The following is a 17,195-nucleotide window of genomic DNA, read 5'->3' on the forward strand; positions in this document are numbered from 1 at the left end:
CTACCCCTGGGCCTGAATGGCCGTGATCGCAACGGTATTGACGATGTCGCCGACCAGCGCGCCGCGCGACAGATCGTTGATCGGCTTGTTGAGACCCTGCAGCACCGGGCCGACGGCCACCGCACCTGCGCTGCGCTGCACTGCCTTGTAGGTGTTGTTGCCGGTGTTGAGGTCGGGAAACACCAGGACCGTCGCCCGTCCCGCCACCAGCGAGTCCGGCATCTTGGTGGCCGCCACCGATGGCTCGACCGCCGCGTCGTACTGAATCGGCCCTTCCACCAACAGTTCCGGTGCCCGCTGGCGCACCAGCTCGGTCGCGGCGCGCACCCGGTCCACATCCGCGCCGGACCCGGACTCACCCGTCGAGTAGGACAGCAGCGCCACCCGCGGATCGATGCCGAACTGCGCGGCGGTGGCCGCGGAACTGATCGCGATGTCTGCCAGCTGCTCGGTACTCGGATCGGGCACCACGGCGCAGTCGCCATAGGTGAGCACCTGGTCGGCCAGGCACATGAAGAACACGCTCGACACCGTTGAGACGCCGGGCAGGGTCTTGATGATCTCGAACGCCGGCCGGATCGTGTGCGCCGTGGTGTGCCTCGCGCCCGACACCATGCCGTCGGCGTAACCGAGATGCACCATCATCGTGCCGAAGTACGAGACGTCCCGAATGATCGTGTACGCCCGATCCAGGTTGATTCCCTTGTGCTTTCGCAGCTCGTGATAGGAGTTCGCGAACTCCTCGGAGTACTCGGAATTCGTCGGATCGATCACCCGGGCCGCCGACAGATCGATGCCCAGCTCCTGGGCGCGGCCGCGCACCGACTTCTCCTCGCCCAACAGCGTCAGGTCGGCGACCTGACGGCGCAGCAGCTGACCGGCCGCACGCAGGATGCGGTCGTCGTCGCCCTCGGGCAGCACGATATGCCGGCGATCCGCCCGTGCCCGTTCGATCAGCTGGTATTCGAACATCTGCGGGGTGACGACCTTCGGGATCGCCAGTTGCAGCCGATCCAGCATGGTCCGCGAGTCGACATGCTCCTCCATGACGGCCAGTGCCGCGTCGATCTTGCGCACCGAGCTGACCCCGACCCGGCCGCGCACATGCGCTGCGGCCCTTGCCGTCTCATACGTCCCCTGCTCGCAGCAGACGATCGGCAGCGTCGGCTGCAGCCCCTGGACGAGCTGCTCGATCATCGGATGCGGCTTGAGGCCGCCGTTGAGGATGATTCCCGACAGCTTCGGAAAGCCCTCGGCCGCATTGGCGGAGACCAGTGCCAGCAGCACGTCCGACCGGTCCGCCGGCGCGATCACCACGACACCCTCGGTCAATCGCTCCAGGATGTGTTCGGCGGTCATACCGCCGACCATCACGCTCATCGCCTCGCGGCCCAGCAGTTCCGGGTCGCCGGAGTACAGCGAACCGTTCAGCTCGGCCATCAACTCCGCCATCGTCGGCGCGATGAGCACCGGCTCCTCCGGCAGCGTCCACGCCGGCAACCCGGTGGGCTCCAACGCCGTTCGAATCGCGTCGAGCTGATCGGGGTCGCACCGGTTGGCGATCAGCGCCGCCGCATGGGCGTGGTTCTCCTTGATCTCGGCAAGACAGACGTCGGCGAGCGATCGCACCTCGGCCGGCGTCCGGCCGGCGGCCTTGAGCGCCAACAGGATCGGTGTACCCAGGCTGGCCGCGATCCGGGCGTTGAACCCGAGCTCGGAGGCGTTCGCGACGTCGGTGTAGTCGGAGCCGACCACCAGCACCGAATCGCAGACGTCGGCGACCTGGTGAAAACGTGCGACGATCTCGGCGAGCGCCGCATTGGGGTCCTGATGCACGTGGTCATAGGTGACGCCGATGCAGTCCTCGTACGCGAGGTCGACGGAGTCGTGCTCGATGAGCAGTTCCAGGATGTAGTCCCGCGACCCGTCACTCGAGCGGGCGATCGGCCGGAACACGCCGACCCGGCCGCCGGTGGCGGTGAGCAGATGCAGGGTTCCGAGGGCGATCGTCGACTTGCCGGTATCGCCCTCCGGGGAGGCCAGGTAGATACTGCTGGTGCTCACGCAGGTACTCGCTTCGCTCCGTGCGCGCATGAGGCACTGACACGCCGCGTTTGATGTTTCACTCGCTGGCGTTCGCTCCGGGCACCCACGATTGGCTCGCTCACCTGGCTGAGCCTAGCGCGCGGGGGCGTCGCCGGGCAGGACAGCGCGTACCACCAGATCGGCGAGTTCGTCGTCGCTGAGATGGCTGCGCGGAATCAGCATGTGCGAATGCACGACCCGGATGATGAACTCCGATGCGGCCTCGGCGTTGGGCACCAGGGCGGCGGCCAGCTTCGGGTTGTCGGTCAGCTTCACCATGCCGTCGGCGAGGATCGCGTGGATCAGCGTCTCCCGCCGATCCCGGTTCGGACCGGTGGCGATCACCGTCGACAGGATCTCTTCGGGCTCGTGCTGCAGGACATACTGCAGCGCTTGATGATTGCGGATGTAGTCGAGTGCGGTGTGCACCAGCACCCGGACCTGGTCGGCCGGGGTGGTCGCCGAGGCCAGCCGCCGATTGAGCTCGGCGTCGAGCAGCGAGATCTCGCGCTCGACGACGGCCGCGACCAGCGCATCCTTCCCGCCGAAGACCCGATACACCGTGGCCCGGCCGACACCGGCGTGACGGGCCACCGAGGTGAGGCTCAGCGCCCGGGCCCCGAACCGGGAGATGGTGCCCAGCGCGACATCGACCAACCGCTCACGATCCATTCCGTAACCGTAGCCGCCCTCGCCCTGAAAACCTGACTCAGCAGCGGTTTCAAGCCCTATACGGGCATCAGTGCCCGCTCTGGTCAGGTTTTCAGGGCGGACCCGCGCGGATCCGCCTTTCCGGCCGGCGCGCATGACCGGCGACGTAGGCTGAGAACGTTCCCGCCGAAGGAGGTACCCGATGAGCGACTACGACGTTCGGATGATCGTCCTGTCGACCGACGATCTGGACGAGTCGATCCGGTTCTACAGCGAAACCCTGGGAATGGCACTGAAATTCCGTGACGGCGCGCATTTCGCGGCCCTCGACGGCGGGTCGGTGACCCTGGCGCTCGCGACCGCGATCGACCACCCGATCCACGGGCAGGTCGTGGTCGGCATCAAGACCGACGACGTGGACGGCGCGGCGAAGGCGATCGAGGCCAGCGGCGGCGGCATCGTCAAGGGACCGTACGACGACGCGCACGAGCGCCGCGCGGTGGTCTACGACAACAAGGGCAACGGACTGGTCTTCTACAGCCCGCTGCAGCGCTGAGCCACCGCGTCGGCGGTCGTCGGTTGATCCGAGACGACCGGGTCGTCAGACCTGCTGCGCCTGCTTCAGCTTGAGGTTCTCGGCGACCTCGGCCTCCCAGCTCTGCACGGCCCGGGTGGTATCGACCTCGAACTCGAAGCGCTTGGTCATGTCGTCGGTGACATCCTCGATGTCGACGTAGAACTGCTCGTACCACCGGCGCTGCTGGTAGACCGGGCCGTCCTCCTCGGTGAGCAACGGATTGTCGATGCGCGCCTTGTTCTTCCAGATCTCGACGTCCTGCTCGAAGCCGAGCGTCACACCGTCGACGAACTTGTCCGCCATCTGGGCGTTCTCTTCGTCGGACAGGTCCGGGAGCTTCTTGACGATCGCACCGTATTGCAGCACAAAGGAATCCGGCGACACCGGGTAGTGCGAGTTGATCAGGATCGTCTCGACGGTCACGCCGTTGGCCACGTTGACGAGCTTGTCGATCATGTAGGACGGCCCGAAGTACGACGCCTCCGAGCTCAACGTGGAGTTCGGATCGTCGTAGCTGGTGCCTGTGACGATATCCTGGCGCGGCGTCGAATTCATGAACTGCGTGGCGACATGGCCCTCGAAGACGTTCTTGAAGAACCGCGGGAAGGCGTAGTGCACATAGAAGAAGTGCGCCATGTCGACGTTGTTGTCCACGATCTCGCGGCAGTGCGATCCGGTGACCAGCTGGACATTCCAGGTCCAGTCGGTCCACTCGTCGGTGCCGTAGCCCTCGATCTCCGGGATATCGACGTTCGGCGGATTGCCCTGCGGGTCATGCCAGACGAACAGCTGGCCATTGCGCTCCAGCGTCGTCCACGCCCGCGTCTTGGCCACCGGCGGCACCCGACGTGCATACGGGATACCGCTGCAACGGCCCTTGCCGTTCCAGCGCCAATCATGGAACGGGCAGGCGATCGAGTCGCCCTTCACACTGCCGTGGGCGAGGTTGCCGCCCATATGCCGGCAATAGGCGTCGAGCACATTGATCGAGCCGTCCGTCTCGGACTGGAACACCACCAGCGACGTGCCGAACGCCTCGATCTGATGCGGCTTGCCGTCCTGGAATGTCTTCAACAGTCCGAGACAGTGCCAGCCCCGGGCGAACCGCTCGGGGTTCTTGCCGGACTCGATGATCCGGACTTCCTCGGTATCGGTATCAGTAACGGTCATGCTGCGACTCCTTTCACGGGGTGACGAGAATCTTGACTTCGGTGTTGCGACCTTCGCCGAGGAGTGTCTTGATGCCACCGTCCAAGACATCGGCGAGCTGAATGTGATTGGTGACCAACGACATCGGCGCCAGTCGTCCATCGGCGATGGCGTCGATGACCGCCGCGAAATCCTTGCGGGTGTAGGCGTAGCTGCCGGTGCACACCTTTTCGGTGAGCATCAGTTCGGCCGGGTTGCTGCTGACCGGTCCGTGGTACATCGCGACGACGACGGTGGTACCGCCCTTGCGCAGCGCCTGATACGCCGGGCCGAACGTGGAATCGCCCATGCCGGCCGAGTCGAAGGACGCGTCGGCGCCGCGGCCGCCATTGCGCTCGAGCAGGTAGGCGACGGGATCCTTCTCGCCGGGGTCGATCACATCGGCGCCGAACGATGCGGCCAGCTCACGGCGACCCGCACTCGGCTCCGACACGACGACGCGACCCGCGCCCATTGCCTTCAGGCATAGCAGCAGCCCCAGCCCGATCGGGCCGGCACCGACGACGAATGCGGTACCGCCGGCGGGAATCCGGCTCTGCTCCACCGCGTGATAGGCGACGGCCAGCGGCTCGACCAGCGCGCCCGTGTCGGCCGTGAACCCTTCCGGCAGAACGAAGATGTTGCGGGCCGGCGCCACGATGTATTCGGAGAATGCGCCGCCGCCGCCCATCACGCCGAGAAAGCCGCCCTGATCGCACAGGTTGGTCTCGCCGCGGCCGCATGCGGGGCAGACGTCGTCGTCGACCATCGGGAACACGGCGACCAGGTCGCCGACCGCGATCCCCTCGACACCCTCTCCGACCTCGGCGACATGACCCGACATCTCATGGCCGAGCACATGCGGTCCCGCCTCGCCGATCAGCGGGTGCACGAAGTCGATGGGCACCGCCGGGTGCTCGTACAGCGACAGGTCCGAGCCGCAGATTCCCGCACAGGCGATGCGCACCTTGACGGTGCCCGGCCCGGCCTGCGGTTCCGGAATGTCATCCAGCCGCGCATCACTCGGCCCGTGCATCCTCAACGCCAACATCAGCTTTCCCCTATCCCAGTTCGCGAACGGGGTCGGTACCGTCCCAGTTCCGCGTCTGTTCGATGCCGTACTTGATCATTTCGCGCATGCCATCGGTCTGGATGTACTCGAAGATCGGCCCCGGATGGGTCGGGCTGTGCACGTAGGCGACCCGCGTTCCGGGGCCTTCGGCCTGAAAGAGCACCTCTTGTCCGGCGGCCTTCGCCTCGGCGAGCGAGACGTCCAGATCGTCGGTCAGCCAGGCGACGTGATGCGGCCCGAGCAGCGGCTTGCCATCGGCGTCGGCGTAGGGCGACGGCGTGTCCGAGGTGATCTCCATGAGCTCGATCTGCGTCTCGCCCGAGTAACCCATCGCGACATGCATGGTCACCGTCGTGGGCTGCCCCAGGTAGGTGCCGTTGAGGGTGACGCCGCGGAAGACGGTCCACGGGCCCATCCCGGCGGTGTCGATCCAGTGCTTGATCCCGGCATCGAGATCGTCGACCACGTATCCGACCTGCACGATCGGTTCACGACTCGCAGTCGCCATCCGCCACCCCCATAGGTTGCTCCGATTACTTATCGAGACAAACACAGGTGTGACCTGGACAACCCTCACCTTCCTGCTCAGTGAGACATCCCGGCGGCCGTCTGGCGCCGACCAGGCCATTCGACCGAATGAATTCCTACTGGAGGCATGGCGCATACGGGGAGCAAAGGACAGTATTGCCACGACAGTCCATATGCGTCATGTTTTCGGCGGGCCCTACGGTCGAGGAGGACCATGCGAGCAGCCCTGCGCGCGTTGGTCTTCGGGTCCAGCCTCATCGTGATTATCGCGGGCGGCATCCCGACCGCGAAGCTGATGAACGACCGGCATTTCCGCAAGAAGGCGGCCACCGATGCGTGCCTGGCCGACACCCGGTCGATGATCCCTGTGCATCTGGCCGGCGAGCTGGACGCGCAGCAGATCGCTGTGGCAGTAGCGGGCACTCGATTCAGTCATGTCGGCGGCCGCACGACCGGACTGGCTGAGGACGACGGCGACCGGGCCGTCCGGGGGCGACACCGGACCCGGGCTGACATCCTGACGGTGTGGGAGTTCAGTGGCTACGCCGATATCCCGGGCGTGCTGCCGTTCGGCGACAGCAACCACAACATCTTCTCGTGCAACGCGGTCGTCTTCACCGACCACTCGGTGGCGACCTACGGCATTCAGATCACCGAGTGGCACCCCGGTGATCTCGTCGGCTGATCCTCGGTCAGCCCAGCTGCACCGGGAAGAAGATCGTGTAGATCTGCGTGAGGACCAGGTTGACGATGATGATCGCGACGCTGGAGACGACCACCGTGGCGTTGACACCGTCGGCGACGCCGCGCGGGCCGCCCTTGGCCTCGAGGCCGCGCTGGCAGCCTATGACGGCGATCATCATGCCGAAGATCGCGGCCTTGAAGAGCGCCAGCGCCAGGTCCCGGACATTCGAGAACGCACCGAACGACAGCCAATAGCTGCCCGGCGCCACGCCCTGGGTCGACACCGACAGGTAGTACGACGCCACGACGCCGACCAGGATGATGAACATCGCCAGCAGCGGCGCGACGACGGTGGCGGCGATGACCCGCGGCACCACAAGGCGATTGAGCGGGTTGATGCCCATCACGCGCATGGCGTCGATCTCTTCGCGGATCGTGCGGGCACCGAGGTCGGCGGCGATCGCGGACGCGCCGGCGCCGCCCAGCAGCATGCCCGATGCCAGCGGCGCCGCCTGCTGGATCACCGCGACGCCGCTCGCCGCACCCAGCAGCGACTGGGCGCCGATCTGATTGATCAGGTTGCCGATCTGCAGCGTCACGATGACACCGAACGGGATCGCCATCAGGAACGCCGGCAGGGCGGTGACGCTCACCAGGTACCAGCCCTGGATCACCGCCTCCTTCAGCTTGAGCTGCAACCGGAATGCGTCGATGACAATGGTGACGACCGCCAGCACCATCAGCCGGAACAGACGACCGGCGGTACGCACCGGACCTATCGCGTTGTCGCGCAGGTTGTCCTGGAGATCGGCACGCAGCGATCCCTTGGCCGGAGCAGCTAGCAGCGCCATGATCAGCCTCCCGGTGCCGGGGTCGGGGCAGGCGCCGTCGGGGCGGGAGCACCCGATTGCGCGCCGTTCTGCGGAGCGCCGGGCTGACCCAGCCCGGGCAGCGTCGAATTGACGAGGTTCGACGGATCGCCGACCTGGGTGATCAGCCAGTTCTGCTTCTTGTCGAGCGTGATCGAGTAGGCGACATTGCTCGAACTGCCCTGCGGCATCTGGGCATTCTTGGTCGCGGTCTCCACGACCACCTGGACGTTGTAGATGTTGTCGGCGACGTTGACCGTCTTGGAGACCACGAGGCTCGCGGTGGTCTGCACCTGGAGCACGTCGAGGACCTGCTGCATGCTCTGCCCGACCACGTCGTACTTCTTCACCAGTTCGGGCGACACGCCCTTCTTCAGCGCGGCGATCCAGCCCGTCAGATCGTGATAGTCGAGCGTCGCCGCGCTCACCGCATACTTGCCGGCGATGTCCTCGGCCTTCGCCCGGTTGGCCAGGTCCGTACGCAGCGACGACAGGTCATCTCGAGCCTGCATGTCGCGCACCGCGAACACCACGAGACCGGCCACGAGCGCCGCGATGACGATCACGGCGGCCGCACCCCAGCGAAGCTTGTCGAGCGGAATGGTGACTGACCGCTTCTCCGACTTCGCGGCCTTCGCCGGCTTCGCATCAACAGGCTTCGCCGACGTCTCGGCAGCGGGCTCAGCCGACGTCTCGGCAGCGGGCTTTGCCGACGTCTCGGCGGCCGGAACCTGCTGCGTCACCTGATCATCCGCCGCCGGACCATCCGTGGCCGGCGTGTCGGGTTCATTGGTGTCGGGTTCGTTGGTCATCTCGTCCTAACGCGCGGGGGCACGGGTCGTGGTGGTGATATTGGGCGGGAACTGCTTCGGGGGCGGCAGCGTGACGGTCAGCCGCGCCGCCCCGTCCGAACCGAACATGCTCAGCGCCGTGCTCAACAGAGCGCTCACATCGATCTGCGGCAGCGTCTGGTTGATCGACGCCGCAATCGGAACGAACGGAGTCAGCGTATCGACCAGGTTGGGCCAGAGCGTGGTCAACTTCGCGTTGAGCTTGGTGAAGAACGGATTGATCACGTCGATCACGTTGTGGTACAGGTGATCCTGATAGACCAGGGTGGACACGCCCTTGAACGCGTTGCGGAACGTCACCACCGCGTCGCCGAGGATGTCACCGAAGCTGCCCAGATCGTTCGCCATCCACTGCATGTCCGCGGAGTACTGCTGCGTGTTGGCGAACATATTGCGCAACGTGGCCTGCCGCGACGTCAGCACACCCATCAAGAGCTGGGCGCCGTTCTGCAGCGCCGGCATCGCGTTCTGGGTGCCGTCCAGCGCCTCGTACATCGTGTTGATCAGCCCCGACATCGGACCGGCGCTGAACGCCGTGGTCAGGATCTGCAGCTGGTCGAAGATGTGCGGAATCGACTGCGGCTGTGAGACTTGCGAGGCGTTGACGGTCGATCCGTTGGTGAGCACCGGGCCGCCGTTGACCTGGGGCTCGAAGTCGACATACGGCTCGCCGATCGCCGACTGCTGGCCGATCTCGACCTTGCTCGTCGTCGAAATATCGTATGACGCCGCGTATTTCATCTTGACCAGCGCGCCCTGCTGATTCGGCGTGACCGACGTGACCTGGCCGATCTTGACGCCATTCATGCTGACGCCGGTGCCCGGAACGATGAGGTAGGTGTTGTCGAGCTGCATGGACACCGACGTGTACTTCTTGCCCGGGCTGACGTGATACACCGAGAACATCAGGTAGGCGACGCAGAGCGCGATGACGACGAAGAAGATCACGATATTCGTGATCAGCTCGCGGGCAATGGATTTCCTCATTGGACCAGCCCCATCATGCGGAACGTCCGAACCATCAGATCAGCCTGCGTCGCGGTCGGCACGTTGTTGTCGATCGCGAGCTGCCGGACGTTGAGCTTCGGCGTGTTCTGGAAGAACGGGATCAGCTTGTCGGTCAGCAGGCTCTGCATCTGCGCTGCCAACGCCACCTTGCCGTTCGGCCAGCCCGGGATGAGGATCGGCTTCACGACGCCATTGATCACGCCGGTCAGTGAATTCAGCAGCGGCACCAGCCCGATGTCGGCGTTGGTCAGGATCGACAACTTGCCGAGAAGCTGGAACAGCGGGAAGAACCCGAGGAAGGTCTTCATGATCTGCGGCCCGTCCGGGCTGAGGATCTTGTTGGTGACATCGGTACTGTCGGCCAGCGTCTGCACCGCGCCGTTCGCCGACGTCAGCAGCTGGTTGAGCTGGTCGGTGTTGTCGGCCCAGGCGTTGAGGGTGTCCATCATCGTGCCCTCGATGCGCCGGACGTCATTCGGGTTCTGCGGGAACTGCGCGTTGACCCGCCGGAACGTCTCGCCGAGGTCGCCGACGCCGCCGCTGCCGGCGTTGACGAAGTTGGCCAGGCTCGACAGCAGCGATTCGATCTGCACCGGCTGCTTCGTATTCGCCACCGGCAGCGCGCCGCCGTGCCGCAACGCGTTCGCGGTGCCCGTGCTCGGGTTGGTCAGGCTCACGTAGGTGTCGCCCAGCAGCGTGTCCTGCCGGATCTCGGCGGTGGCATCCGCGGAGACCGTCATGTCGTCGTTGATGAGCAGGGTCACCTCGGCGTTCTTCCCGACGATCTTGCTCGATTTCACGACGCCACCGTCGATGCCGTTGATGGTCACCTTCGACTGGTCGGGCAGGTTCACCACGGTCGCGAACTCGACCTTCATCGTCCAGCCGCTCCGGAACGATTGCGCGCTCGGCAGTTTCGTCGGCGAGAGCGACGCGCAGCCCGACACCGCCGATACCAGCACGATCGCCAGCGCCGCGGCGACCGCCCGGATGCTTCTGGTGCGCATCATGGCTTGCCCCCGGTCATCTCCAGTGCCAGACGGATGATCTGCACATCCATCGTCTGCGGGTCGACGACCGTGCACTGCCCCGGGAAGTAGCGATTGATGTTCGCGCAGGTCTGCACCGGGTTCTTCGCCGGGATATGCGTCGACGGCGGCGTGTATTTGACGCTCAGCCCGAAGGTGTTCTGGTCGAAGTTGACGGTGAAGGCGCGCACCAGCGGCGGCACGATTCCCAGCACGTCGCCGAAGCTGCGGAACCCGGCCCCGATCACCCGGGCCATCGGGACCACCGCGTCCACCGCCGGGTAGATGAAGTGGCCGTAGCGTTCGATGAGCGACCCGAGCACGGAGATGACCGGTTGGACCGACTGCACGATGCTCAGGAGGTCGGCCAGCGACGGCTGGATCCAGCCATTGCCGTTGACGACCGACTCGACCAGCTGCTTGCCGGTACCCCAGTTGGAGGCCATACCGGTGGTCAGGCCGGCCAGATTGTCGATCAGCGTGCCGATGTCGCCCATCAAGCCGTTGATCGGGGTATTCGGCTGCACCGCAAGCTGTTTGATGATGGCGTTGAGGATCGGGCCGGTACCGGCGAGCTCCTTGTTGACGGTGCCCATGCTGGCGAGCACCTGCCCCAGTTGCTGCGTCCCTCCCCCGGTGGTGAGCTGATCGCTGAGCTTGGAGACGCTCTCCAGCGACTGCGCGATCGACACCGGCGTCTTCGTGTTCGCCAGCTTGATGCAGTCGCCTGCGGACAGCGTGGGTCCGCCGTGATAGTCGCCCATCAGCGCGAGCTGCCGCACGGCCAGGATCGACGGCGACACGGTGACGGCACCGACGTCGGCCGGCAGCTTCTGCTTCGAGTCGACCGTGAACTTGATGATCGCCATCGTGCCCTTGGGCGTGACGGAGGTGACGGTGCCGACCTTCACGCCCCGGCGGGTGACGGCGTTCCCGTTGAACATGCCGACGGCATCCGACATCTGGGCGCAGTAGCTCTTGGTGCTCGATGTCGCCTTCTTGTAGCCCCAGAAGCCCACGCCGAGAACGGCGATCAGCACGACCACGGTTCCGGTGATCAGCCACTTCGACTTCAGCGCCTTGCGCGCAACGGATGCCATCAGCACTTCACCCCCAGCTGCGGGATGCAGAAGTTGGAGGTCAGCACGGTCTGCCCGTTGATGACCACCGATCCGTCCGGCTGCACCGAGTTCTCCAGCCGGGTGATCAGGTCACGCGCCTGGTCGATCATCGGCGTGTACCGCGCCATCAGCGGGCCGAACTGGCGTCCGATGTCGTCGACCTGCCGGACCAGCGGATCCACGTCCGTCTGGTAGTCGCCGAGCACGCTGCCGAGGCGCGCCAGGAAGTCGGTGAGATGGTCGAACATGTACTGCCAGCGATCGGAGAACGAACTCACCGAGGTGATGAAGTAGCTCAGGTTGCTGATCAGGTTGGTGATCACCGCGCCGTTGTTGTTGAGACTCGATGTGTACTCGGCGGCCATCTTGAGCATCGCGCCGAAGTTGTCCTGGTTCCGGTTCAGGTTGAGCAGCATCGACTGCATGACCGTCAGGTCCTGCTTGATCGCCCCGGGGTTCTCGCTGAACCCGGTCTGCAACTGCGACAACGTATCCCGCAACGGGGTGGCATCGACCTGCGAGAGCTTCGGCGTAATCGACTGGAAGGTCTCCATCAACGAGTACGGCACGGACGTCCGGGTTGCCGGAATGTGGTTCTTGCCAAGCTTTTTCGTACCCATCGGGGTGATGTCGATGTAGTTGCCGCCGACGATGGTGAGCATCTTGACCTCGGCGGACGACTGGTCGCCGATCCAGGTGCCGTTGTTGACCGCCATGTCGACCTCGACATGGTCGCTCTTGAGACTGATCTTCTTGACGGTGCCGACCTGAATTCCGGCGACGCGCACCGATGCCCCGTTCTGGATCAGTCCGGCCTCGTTGAAGTCGGCCTTGATCTTGTAGGTGCCCGGCGAGAACACGTAGAGGCCCCCCACGACGAGCGCCGCGACCACGCCGACGATGACCATCGCTACGCCCCAATAGATTTCGCCGCGGGTCTCCTGGGCCACCGACTTCGACGGCGGGTCGACGAGGTGGCGGATCGGCCGGGTGAGTTTCTCCATCAACGGTTGCACAAGGTCACCTGCGTTCCGCGGAGGAAGAGGGCGACATCGGACGGCAGCTGCGCCGGGCCCTTCGAGCAGTTCAGCGTCGCCGGTGTTCCGGACGCGGGGAAGACCTGGTTCAGCGTGTTCAGGATTCCCGGCGTCAGCCCCAGCAGACCGATCACCGACTCGGCGGCCGGCAGCAGCTGCTTGGCGAACACGTGGAAGTCGGCGGTCGTGCCGGGCTGGATTCCAACGGCGGCCAGCAGGTTGTCGAGCGCGGCGAACACCGGGCCGCCGGTGTTGGAGAGTTCGCGGAACTGCTCGGTGATGCCGAACATGATCTGGGACGCCTGGCCGACGTAACCGATGATCGGATCCAGGTAGGAGCTCTTGCCGCCGAGGCTGTCCGACAGCGTCTTCAGATTCGCGACCAGCGTGTTGATGATCTGCTGGCGGTCGTCGGCGAACTTCACGACCTTCGACAACGACGAGATGATGTCGCCGAAGCCGGACCCGTCGCCCTGGACCAGCGCCAGCATGCTGTTGGCGAAGTGGTTGATGTCATTCGGATCCATTGCCTGCAGCACGGGCGCGAATCCCTTGAAGATCTGCGTCACGTCGAAGGACGGAATCGTCTGCGCGGTGGTGATCATGTCCTTCGGCCGCTCGGTCGGCCCCGACGAAGTCCCTTGCTGCACATCGATATAGCGAATGCCGGTGAGGTTGAGGTACCGGATGGCCAGCTTGGTGTCGCCGTAGATCGACTGCTTCTTGTCGAGGGTGAACTTCACCTTGGCGTCGGTGGTCATCGAACCGTCACCGTTGGCGCGCTTCTGCTCCAGATCGATCGCCGTCACCTTGCCGACCGGAACACCGAACATGCGGACGTCGTTGCCGACCCGCAGACCGGAGACATTGGTGAACTTCGCCGTGTAGCTCGACGTGCTCGCCGCGATCGGCCGATTGATCGCGTTGACGACGAAGACGCCGCAGATCACCGCGACGACGGCGAAAATGATCAGGTAGATAAGCGATCTGGTGAATCCGCGCATCAGCGGGCACCGCCCATCGCGCCGCGCACGATCACATCGACGTTGAGCACCGGCCCGTTCGGGGTATTCGGCATGGCGGCGCGGATACGCTGCAGCAAGGTCTGCAGTTCCTCTCCGTTACGGGTCGCGTCCGGGAACGTGCTGCGGATCCGGTTGAACAAGTCGGTGAAGATCGGCGTGGTGGGGGTCAGCTGCGCGAGACCCGGGGCGCCGGCGAGCTGGATGAGCTGCTGCACGAAGTCGGTGCTCAGCGCGTTCATCGCCGCGTTCTGCTCTTCGGTGTATCCCGGCCGCAGCGGTTCGGGCCAGTTCACGAACTGGCGCAGCGACTCCATCAGGGAGCCGAGCATCCCGTTCGCCTGAGACAGCGTGGCGGCCAGCACCGGGAGGGTCTGCTCGGTCGGAATCCGTTGCGTGTCAGTGACGCTCTGCAGCACCTCGCCCAGCACCCCGAGGATCGGCATGAGTCCGGTGGTGACGATGTTCGCCTGCTGCAGCACCTGGCCCATGTGCGGCGCGAACGCCTCGTTCTGGGTATCGCTCAGCTGGCGCAGCAGTGTCGTCAGAGTCGCGTCGCTCGGCGTATCCGGATAGAAGGTCGAGTTGTTGGTCAGCTTCACGCCGCCCGGGTTGGTCTGCAGGATCACCGAGCTGATGCCGAACAGATTCCAGGGCGCGTACGACGCGGTGAGCGTCGACGACAGCAGCGACTTGTCCGGCACCTTCGACTTGTCGATGGCCAGCACGACGCGTTTGTCACTGCCGTTGACCAGCGACACCTTGTCGACCTTGCCGATCGGCGCGCCGTTGAGCATCACCGGACTGCCCGGCCCGATTCCGCCGGCCACCGATTGGGTGCGCATCGAGATCTTCAGGGTGTCGCTGCCCATGGCCGCATTGATGCCGAGCACCAGCGCCAGCACCACCGCCAGCGCCACGATGAAGATCACCGCCCGACGCAGAAAGACCTTGGGGTCCTCGGCCATACCCGCCGCACGGAAATCAGCCATCGCCCATCACCCCCGGAACACCAGAGTCGTGGTGAAGCCCCAGAACGCGATCGTGAGCAGCATGTCCAGGATGACGATCGACACCAGGCTGGCGCGGATCGCGTGGCCGGATGCGACACCGACGCCCTCCGGGCCGCCGGAGGCGAAAAAGCCTTGGTAGCAATGGATCAGGATGATGACGACGATGAACACGATCACCTTGAGCATCGCGTAGAACAGGTCGGTGAAGTTCACGAACTGATCGAAGTAGTGCTCGTACGCGCCGGCCGATTCGCCGCGCGTGAGCACCACCAGCGATGCGCTGAGATAACTCGCGATGATCGCGATGAGGAACGTCGGGATGATGGTGATCAGCCCGGCGATGATCCGCGTCGACACGACGAATGCGATCGATCGGACGCCGACCACCTCCAGCGCGTCGACCTCCTCGCTGATCCGCATCGAGCCGATCTCGGCCGTCATCCGGCAGCCGGCCTGGATCGCGAACCCGAACGCCGCCAGCAGCGGCGCGAATTCACGGGTGATGGCGAACGAGCCCACGACGCCGGTGAGCGACCCCATGCCCAGCATGTTCAGCACGCCGTAGACCGCGACCGCGACGGTCGCACCGGCCGCGGCGCCGAGCACCACCATGACCAGCGCGGTGCCGCCGCCGACCACGATCGCGCCCCGGCCCCAGGCCAGATCGGTCACCGTCTGGATCGTCTGGGCCCGGTATCAAGAGCCAGCCGAGCCCTCTCGGGCGATAGACGGCAACAGTCACACGGGGCTCCTAGGGGCGTTCGAGCGCTCGGTCGGCATTGAGACGGAACCATACATTCCGTCCGGCGTGATGTAAATCGCAGCCGTCAGTCTCTCAGAGGCTGGGTCACAGAACGCATGGTTTGCCGATATTGACATCCAATTAGCGATCAATAACTGATTGGCCTCTGGCGGTGGCCGAACTGAAGGTACCCGATACCGATAGTGCCGCGCGGGCCTACGGCAGGACTCGTCAGACGCTGAGCTTGCGCAGCCGTGGCTCGAGGTCTCGCTGGAAGTTCTCCAGGAACCGCGCCTGATCGTGACCGGGCGCATGGAACACCAGGTGATTGAGGCCGGCGTCGGTGTAGAACTTCACCTTTTCGACCGCCTCGTCCGGATCGGATGCCACGATCCAGCGCTTGGCGACCTGCTCGATCGGCAGCTCGTCGGCGAGCCGCTCCATCTCCGTCGAGCTGTTGACGCTGTGCTTCTGCTCCGGCGTCAGCGACAGCGGAGCCCAGAATCGGGTGTTCTCCAACGCCAGCTGCGGGTCCGGGTCATAGGAGATCTTGATCTCGATCATCCGGTCGATGTCCGCGAACTCGCGCCCGACCTTCTCGGCGCCTTCCTTGACCGACGGGATCAGCTTCTCGGTGTAGAGCTCGGGCCCTTTGCCCGAGGTGCAGATGAAACCGTCGCCCGCGCGCCCGGCATAGCGCGCCACGACCGGGCCGCCGGCCGCGACATAGACCGGCACCGGCTTCTCCGGGACGTCGTACATGTACGCGCCCTGCGTCTTGTAGTACTCGCCGTCGAAGTCGACCTTCTCGCCGCTCCACAGCTCGCGCATCAGCGCGATCGACTCGCGCAGGCGGGCGAAGCGCTCCTTGAACTCGGGCCACTCCCCCTGGAAGCCGGTCGCATACTCGTTGAGCGCCTCGCCGGTGCCGACGCCGAGCATGATCCGGTCCGGATACATGCAGGCCATGCTCGCGAAGGCCTGCGCGATGACGGCCGGGTTGTAGCGGAAGGTGGGCGTCAGCACCGAGGTACCGATCTGCACGCGATTGGTCCGCTCGCCCACCGCGGCCATCCAGGCCAGCGAGAACGGAGCGTGGCCGCCGTTGTGCCGCCACGGCTGGAAGTGATCGCTCACCGCCACCGAGTCCATGCCGTGTTCCTCTGCCGCAACAGCGATTTCGACAAGCTCACGCGGATTGAACTGCTCCGCCGAGGCCTTGTATCCGAGCTTGAGTTCCTGAGCCACGCCATCTCCTCGTCCTGCCGCTCCGCGGCATCCCGTCCGGCCGCTTCCATCGCGGCACCGACCAGTTCACGTTCAGACCTATTGTGTCATCCGCATCACTTGGTACTTTTGGTTACACCTGTACCAACTTTTCAGCGGAGTGATCATGAACCTGTTCGGACGCGGCACGGCCACTCGAATCGACGGCAAGGTCGTCGCCATCACCGGCGCCGCCCGCGGCATCGGATTCGCCACCGCCACCACCCTCTTCGACGCCGGCGCCACCGTCGCCATCGGCGACATCGACGCCGACGCAGTCGGCAAAGCCGCCGCCGACCTCGGCATCACCGGCATCGCACTCGACGTCACCGACCGCGACTCGTTCCGGGCATTCCTCGACCAGATCGAGGCCGCGCACGGGCCGATCGACGTGCTGATCAACAACGCCGGCATCATGCCCACCGGACCACTCCTCGAGCACAGCGACCGGCT

General features: G+C 65.1%; 18 protein-coding genes. 3 read left to right on the forward strand and 15 right to left on the reverse strand.

Going from position 1 to position 17,195, the window contains the following annotated elements:
* Both pta and G341_RS0103425 read right to left on the reverse strand, forming a co-directional pair.
* Positions 1-2,094, reverse strand: a complete 2,094-nt coding sequence (gene pta / locus G341_RS0103420; RefSeq protein ID WP_043450445.1) for a phosphate acetyltransferase — start codon at positions 2,092-2,094, stop codon at positions 1-3.
* Between the two features lie 84 nt (positions 2,095-2,178).
* The gene (locus G341_RS0103425) at positions 2,179-2,757 is read right to left on the reverse strand and encodes a TetR/AcrR family transcriptional regulator (protein WP_018177708.1); all 579 of its coding nucleotides are present in this window, start codon (positions 2,755-2,757) and stop codon (positions 2,179-2,181) included.
* Between the two features lie 181 nt (positions 2,758-2,938).
* Between G341_RS0103425 and G341_RS0103430 the strand changes: the two genes are divergently transcribed.
* On the forward strand, positions 2,939-3,292 hold the full coding sequence (locus G341_RS0103430) for a VOC family protein (protein WP_018177709.1): 354 nt from the start codon (positions 2,939-2,941) through the stop codon (positions 3,290-3,292).
* A gap of 45 nt (positions 3,293-3,337) precedes the next feature.
* On the opposite strand, the gene G341_RS0103435 is transcribed toward G341_RS0103430, so the two are convergent.
* The 3 genes from G341_RS0103435 to G341_RS0103445 are packed head-to-tail and all read right to left on the reverse strand — an operon-like array spanning position 3,338 to position 6,081.
* Positions 3,338-4,483 carry a 3-ketosteroid-9-alpha-monooxygenase, oxygenase component gene (locus G341_RS0103435; protein ID WP_018177710.1) on the reverse strand — a complete coding sequence of 382 codons (1,146 nt, stop codon included), beginning with the start codon at positions 4,481-4,483 and terminating at the stop codon, positions 3,338-3,340.
* A gap of 13 nt (positions 4,484-4,496) precedes the next feature.
* Entirely contained in the window at positions 4,497-5,552 is a 1,056-nt protein-coding gene (locus G341_RS0103440) for a 2,3-butanediol dehydrogenase (protein ID WP_026303203.1), read from the reverse strand.
* 10 nt (positions 5,553-5,562) lie between these two features.
* Positions 5,563-6,081, reverse strand: coding sequence for a VOC family protein (locus G341_RS0103445; protein WP_018177712.1), 519 nt, complete (start codon positions 6,079-6,081; stop codon positions 5,563-5,565).
* A 234-nt stretch (positions 6,082-6,315) separates the two neighbouring features.
* On the opposite strand from G341_RS0103445, the gene G341_RS0103450 reads away from it, so the two are divergent.
* Complete coding sequence (locus G341_RS0103450; protein WP_018177713.1) at positions 6,316-6,786, forward strand: hypothetical protein; 471 nt, start codon at positions 6,316-6,318, stop codon at positions 6,784-6,786.
* 7 nt (positions 6,787-6,793) lie between these two features.
* On the opposite strand, the gene G341_RS0103455 is transcribed toward G341_RS0103450, so the two are convergent.
* The 10 genes from G341_RS0103455 to fgd form a co-directional block, all read right to left on the reverse strand.
* Positions 6,794-7,636, reverse strand: a complete 843-nt coding sequence (locus tag G341_RS0103455) for an MlaE family ABC transporter permease (protein WP_018177714.1) — start codon at positions 7,634-7,636, stop codon at positions 6,794-6,796.
* Between the two features lie 2 nt (positions 7,637-7,638).
* Positions 7,639-8,466, reverse strand: a complete 828-nt coding sequence (locus G341_RS0103460; RefSeq protein WP_018177715.1) for a hypothetical protein — start codon at positions 8,464-8,466, stop codon at positions 7,639-7,641.
* 6 nt (positions 8,467-8,472) lie between these two features.
* Positions 8,473-9,492: an MlaD family protein gene (locus G341_RS20860; protein ID WP_018177716.1), complete on the reverse strand. Its 1,020-nt coding sequence runs from the start codon at positions 9,490-9,492 to the stop codon at positions 8,473-8,475.
* Positions 9,489-10,523 carry an MlaD family protein gene (locus G341_RS0103470; protein WP_018177717.1) on the reverse strand — a complete coding sequence of 345 codons (1,035 nt, stop codon included), beginning with the start codon at positions 10,521-10,523 and terminating at the stop codon, positions 9,489-9,491. The genes G341_RS20860 and G341_RS0103470 overlap by 4 nt, the downstream gene beginning before the upstream one ends.
* Positions 10,520-11,641, reverse strand: a complete 1,122-nt coding sequence (locus tag G341_RS0103475) for an MlaD family protein (protein ID WP_043450481.1) — start codon at positions 11,639-11,641, stop codon at positions 10,520-10,522. Before G341_RS0103475 ends, G341_RS0103470 begins: the two co-directional genes overlap by 4 nt.
* Positions 11,641-12,678, reverse strand: coding sequence for an MCE family protein (locus tag G341_RS0103480; RefSeq protein ID WP_245556901.1), 1,038 nt, complete (start codon positions 12,676-12,678; stop codon positions 11,641-11,643). The genes G341_RS0103475 and G341_RS0103480 overlap by 1 nt, the downstream gene beginning before the upstream one ends.
* Positions 12,666-13,703 carry an MlaD family protein gene (locus G341_RS0103485; protein WP_018177720.1) on the reverse strand — a complete coding sequence of 346 codons (1,038 nt, stop codon included), beginning with the start codon at positions 13,701-13,703 and terminating at the stop codon, positions 12,666-12,668. Before G341_RS0103485 ends, G341_RS0103480 begins: the two co-directional genes overlap by 13 nt.
* Positions 13,703-14,713, reverse strand: coding sequence for an MlaD family protein (locus tag G341_RS0103490; protein ID WP_081622405.1), 1,011 nt, complete (start codon positions 14,711-14,713; stop codon positions 13,703-13,705). The genes G341_RS0103485 and G341_RS0103490 overlap by 1 nt, the downstream gene beginning before the upstream one ends.
* Positions 14,714-14,719: 6 nt before the next feature.
* Complete coding sequence (locus G341_RS20865) at positions 14,720-15,406, reverse strand: ABC transporter permease (protein ID WP_018177722.1); 687 nt, start codon at positions 15,404-15,406, stop codon at positions 14,720-14,722.
* 301 nt (positions 15,407-15,707) lie between these two features.
* A complete protein-coding gene (gene fgd, locus G341_RS0103500) occupies positions 15,708-16,724 on the reverse strand; it encodes a glucose-6-phosphate dehydrogenase (coenzyme-F420) (RefSeq protein WP_018177723.1) in 1,017 nt (338 codons plus the stop codon).
* Between the two features lie 145 nt (positions 16,725-16,869).
* On the opposite strand from fgd, the gene G341_RS0103505 reads away from it, so the two are divergent.
* Positions 16,870-17,195, forward strand: a 326-nt coding sequence (locus G341_RS0103505; protein WP_043450485.1) for an SDR family NAD(P)-dependent oxidoreductase, incomplete at its 3' end; no start/stop codon positions are given.

It is taken from the genome of Jongsikchunia kroppenstedtii DSM 45133 (assembly GCF_000380485.1).
Lineage (GTDB): Bacteria > Actinomycetota > Actinomycetes > Mycobacteriales > Mycobacteriaceae > Jongsikchunia > Jongsikchunia kroppenstedtii.

Coding starts and splice junctions, on each gene's coding strand:
- G341_RS0103485 (WP_018177720.1), bottom strand. CDS start 13,703: ATGCGCGGATTCACCAGATCGCTTATCTACCTGATCATTTTCGCCGTC.
- G341_RS0103435 (WP_018177710.1), bottom strand. CDS start 4,483: ATGACCGTTACTGATACCGATACCGAGGAAGTCCGGATCATCGAGTCC.
- G341_RS0103440 (WP_026303203.1), bottom strand. CDS start 5,552: ATGTTGGCGTTGAGGATGCACGGGCCGAGTGATGCGCGGCTGGATGAC.
- G341_RS0103425 (WP_018177708.1), bottom strand. CDS start 2,757: ATGGATCGTGAGCGGTTGGTCGATGTCGCGCTGGGCACCATCTCCCGG.
- G341_RS0103445 (WP_018177712.1), bottom strand. CDS start 6,081: ATGGCGACTGCGAGTCGTGAACCGATCGTGCAGGTCGGATACGTGGTC.
- G341_RS0103475 (WP_043450481.1), bottom strand. CDS start 11,641: ATGGCATCCGTTGCGCGCAAGGCGCTGAAGTCGAAGTGGCTGATCACC.
- G341_RS0103450 (WP_018177713.1), top strand. CDS start 6,316: ATGCGAGCAGCCCTGCGCGCGTTGGTCTTCGGGTCCAGCCTCATCGTG.
- G341_RS0103430 (WP_018177709.1), top strand. CDS start 2,939: ATGAGCGACTACGACGTTCGGATGATCGTCCTGTCGACCGACGATCTG.
- G341_RS0103460 (WP_018177715.1), bottom strand. CDS start 8,466: ATGACCAACGAACCCGACACCAATGAACCCGACACGCCGGCCACGGAT.
- G341_RS0103490 (WP_081622405.1), bottom strand. CDS start 14,713: ATGGCTGATTTCCGTGCGGCGGGTATGGCCGAGGACCCCAAGGTCTTT.
- pta (WP_043450445.1), bottom strand. CDS start 2,094: ATGCGCGCACGGAGCGAAGCGAGTACCTGCGTGAGCACCAGCAGTATC.
- G341_RS20860 (WP_018177716.1), bottom strand. CDS start 9,492: ATGAGGAAATCCATTGCCCGCGAGCTGATCACGAATATCGTGATCTTC.
- G341_RS0103455 (WP_018177714.1), bottom strand. CDS start 7,636: ATGGCGCTGCTAGCTGCTCCGGCCAAGGGATCGCTGCGTGCCGATCTC.
- G341_RS0103470 (WP_018177717.1), bottom strand. CDS start 10,523: ATGATGCGCACCAGAAGCATCCGGGCGGTCGCCGCGGCGCTGGCGATC.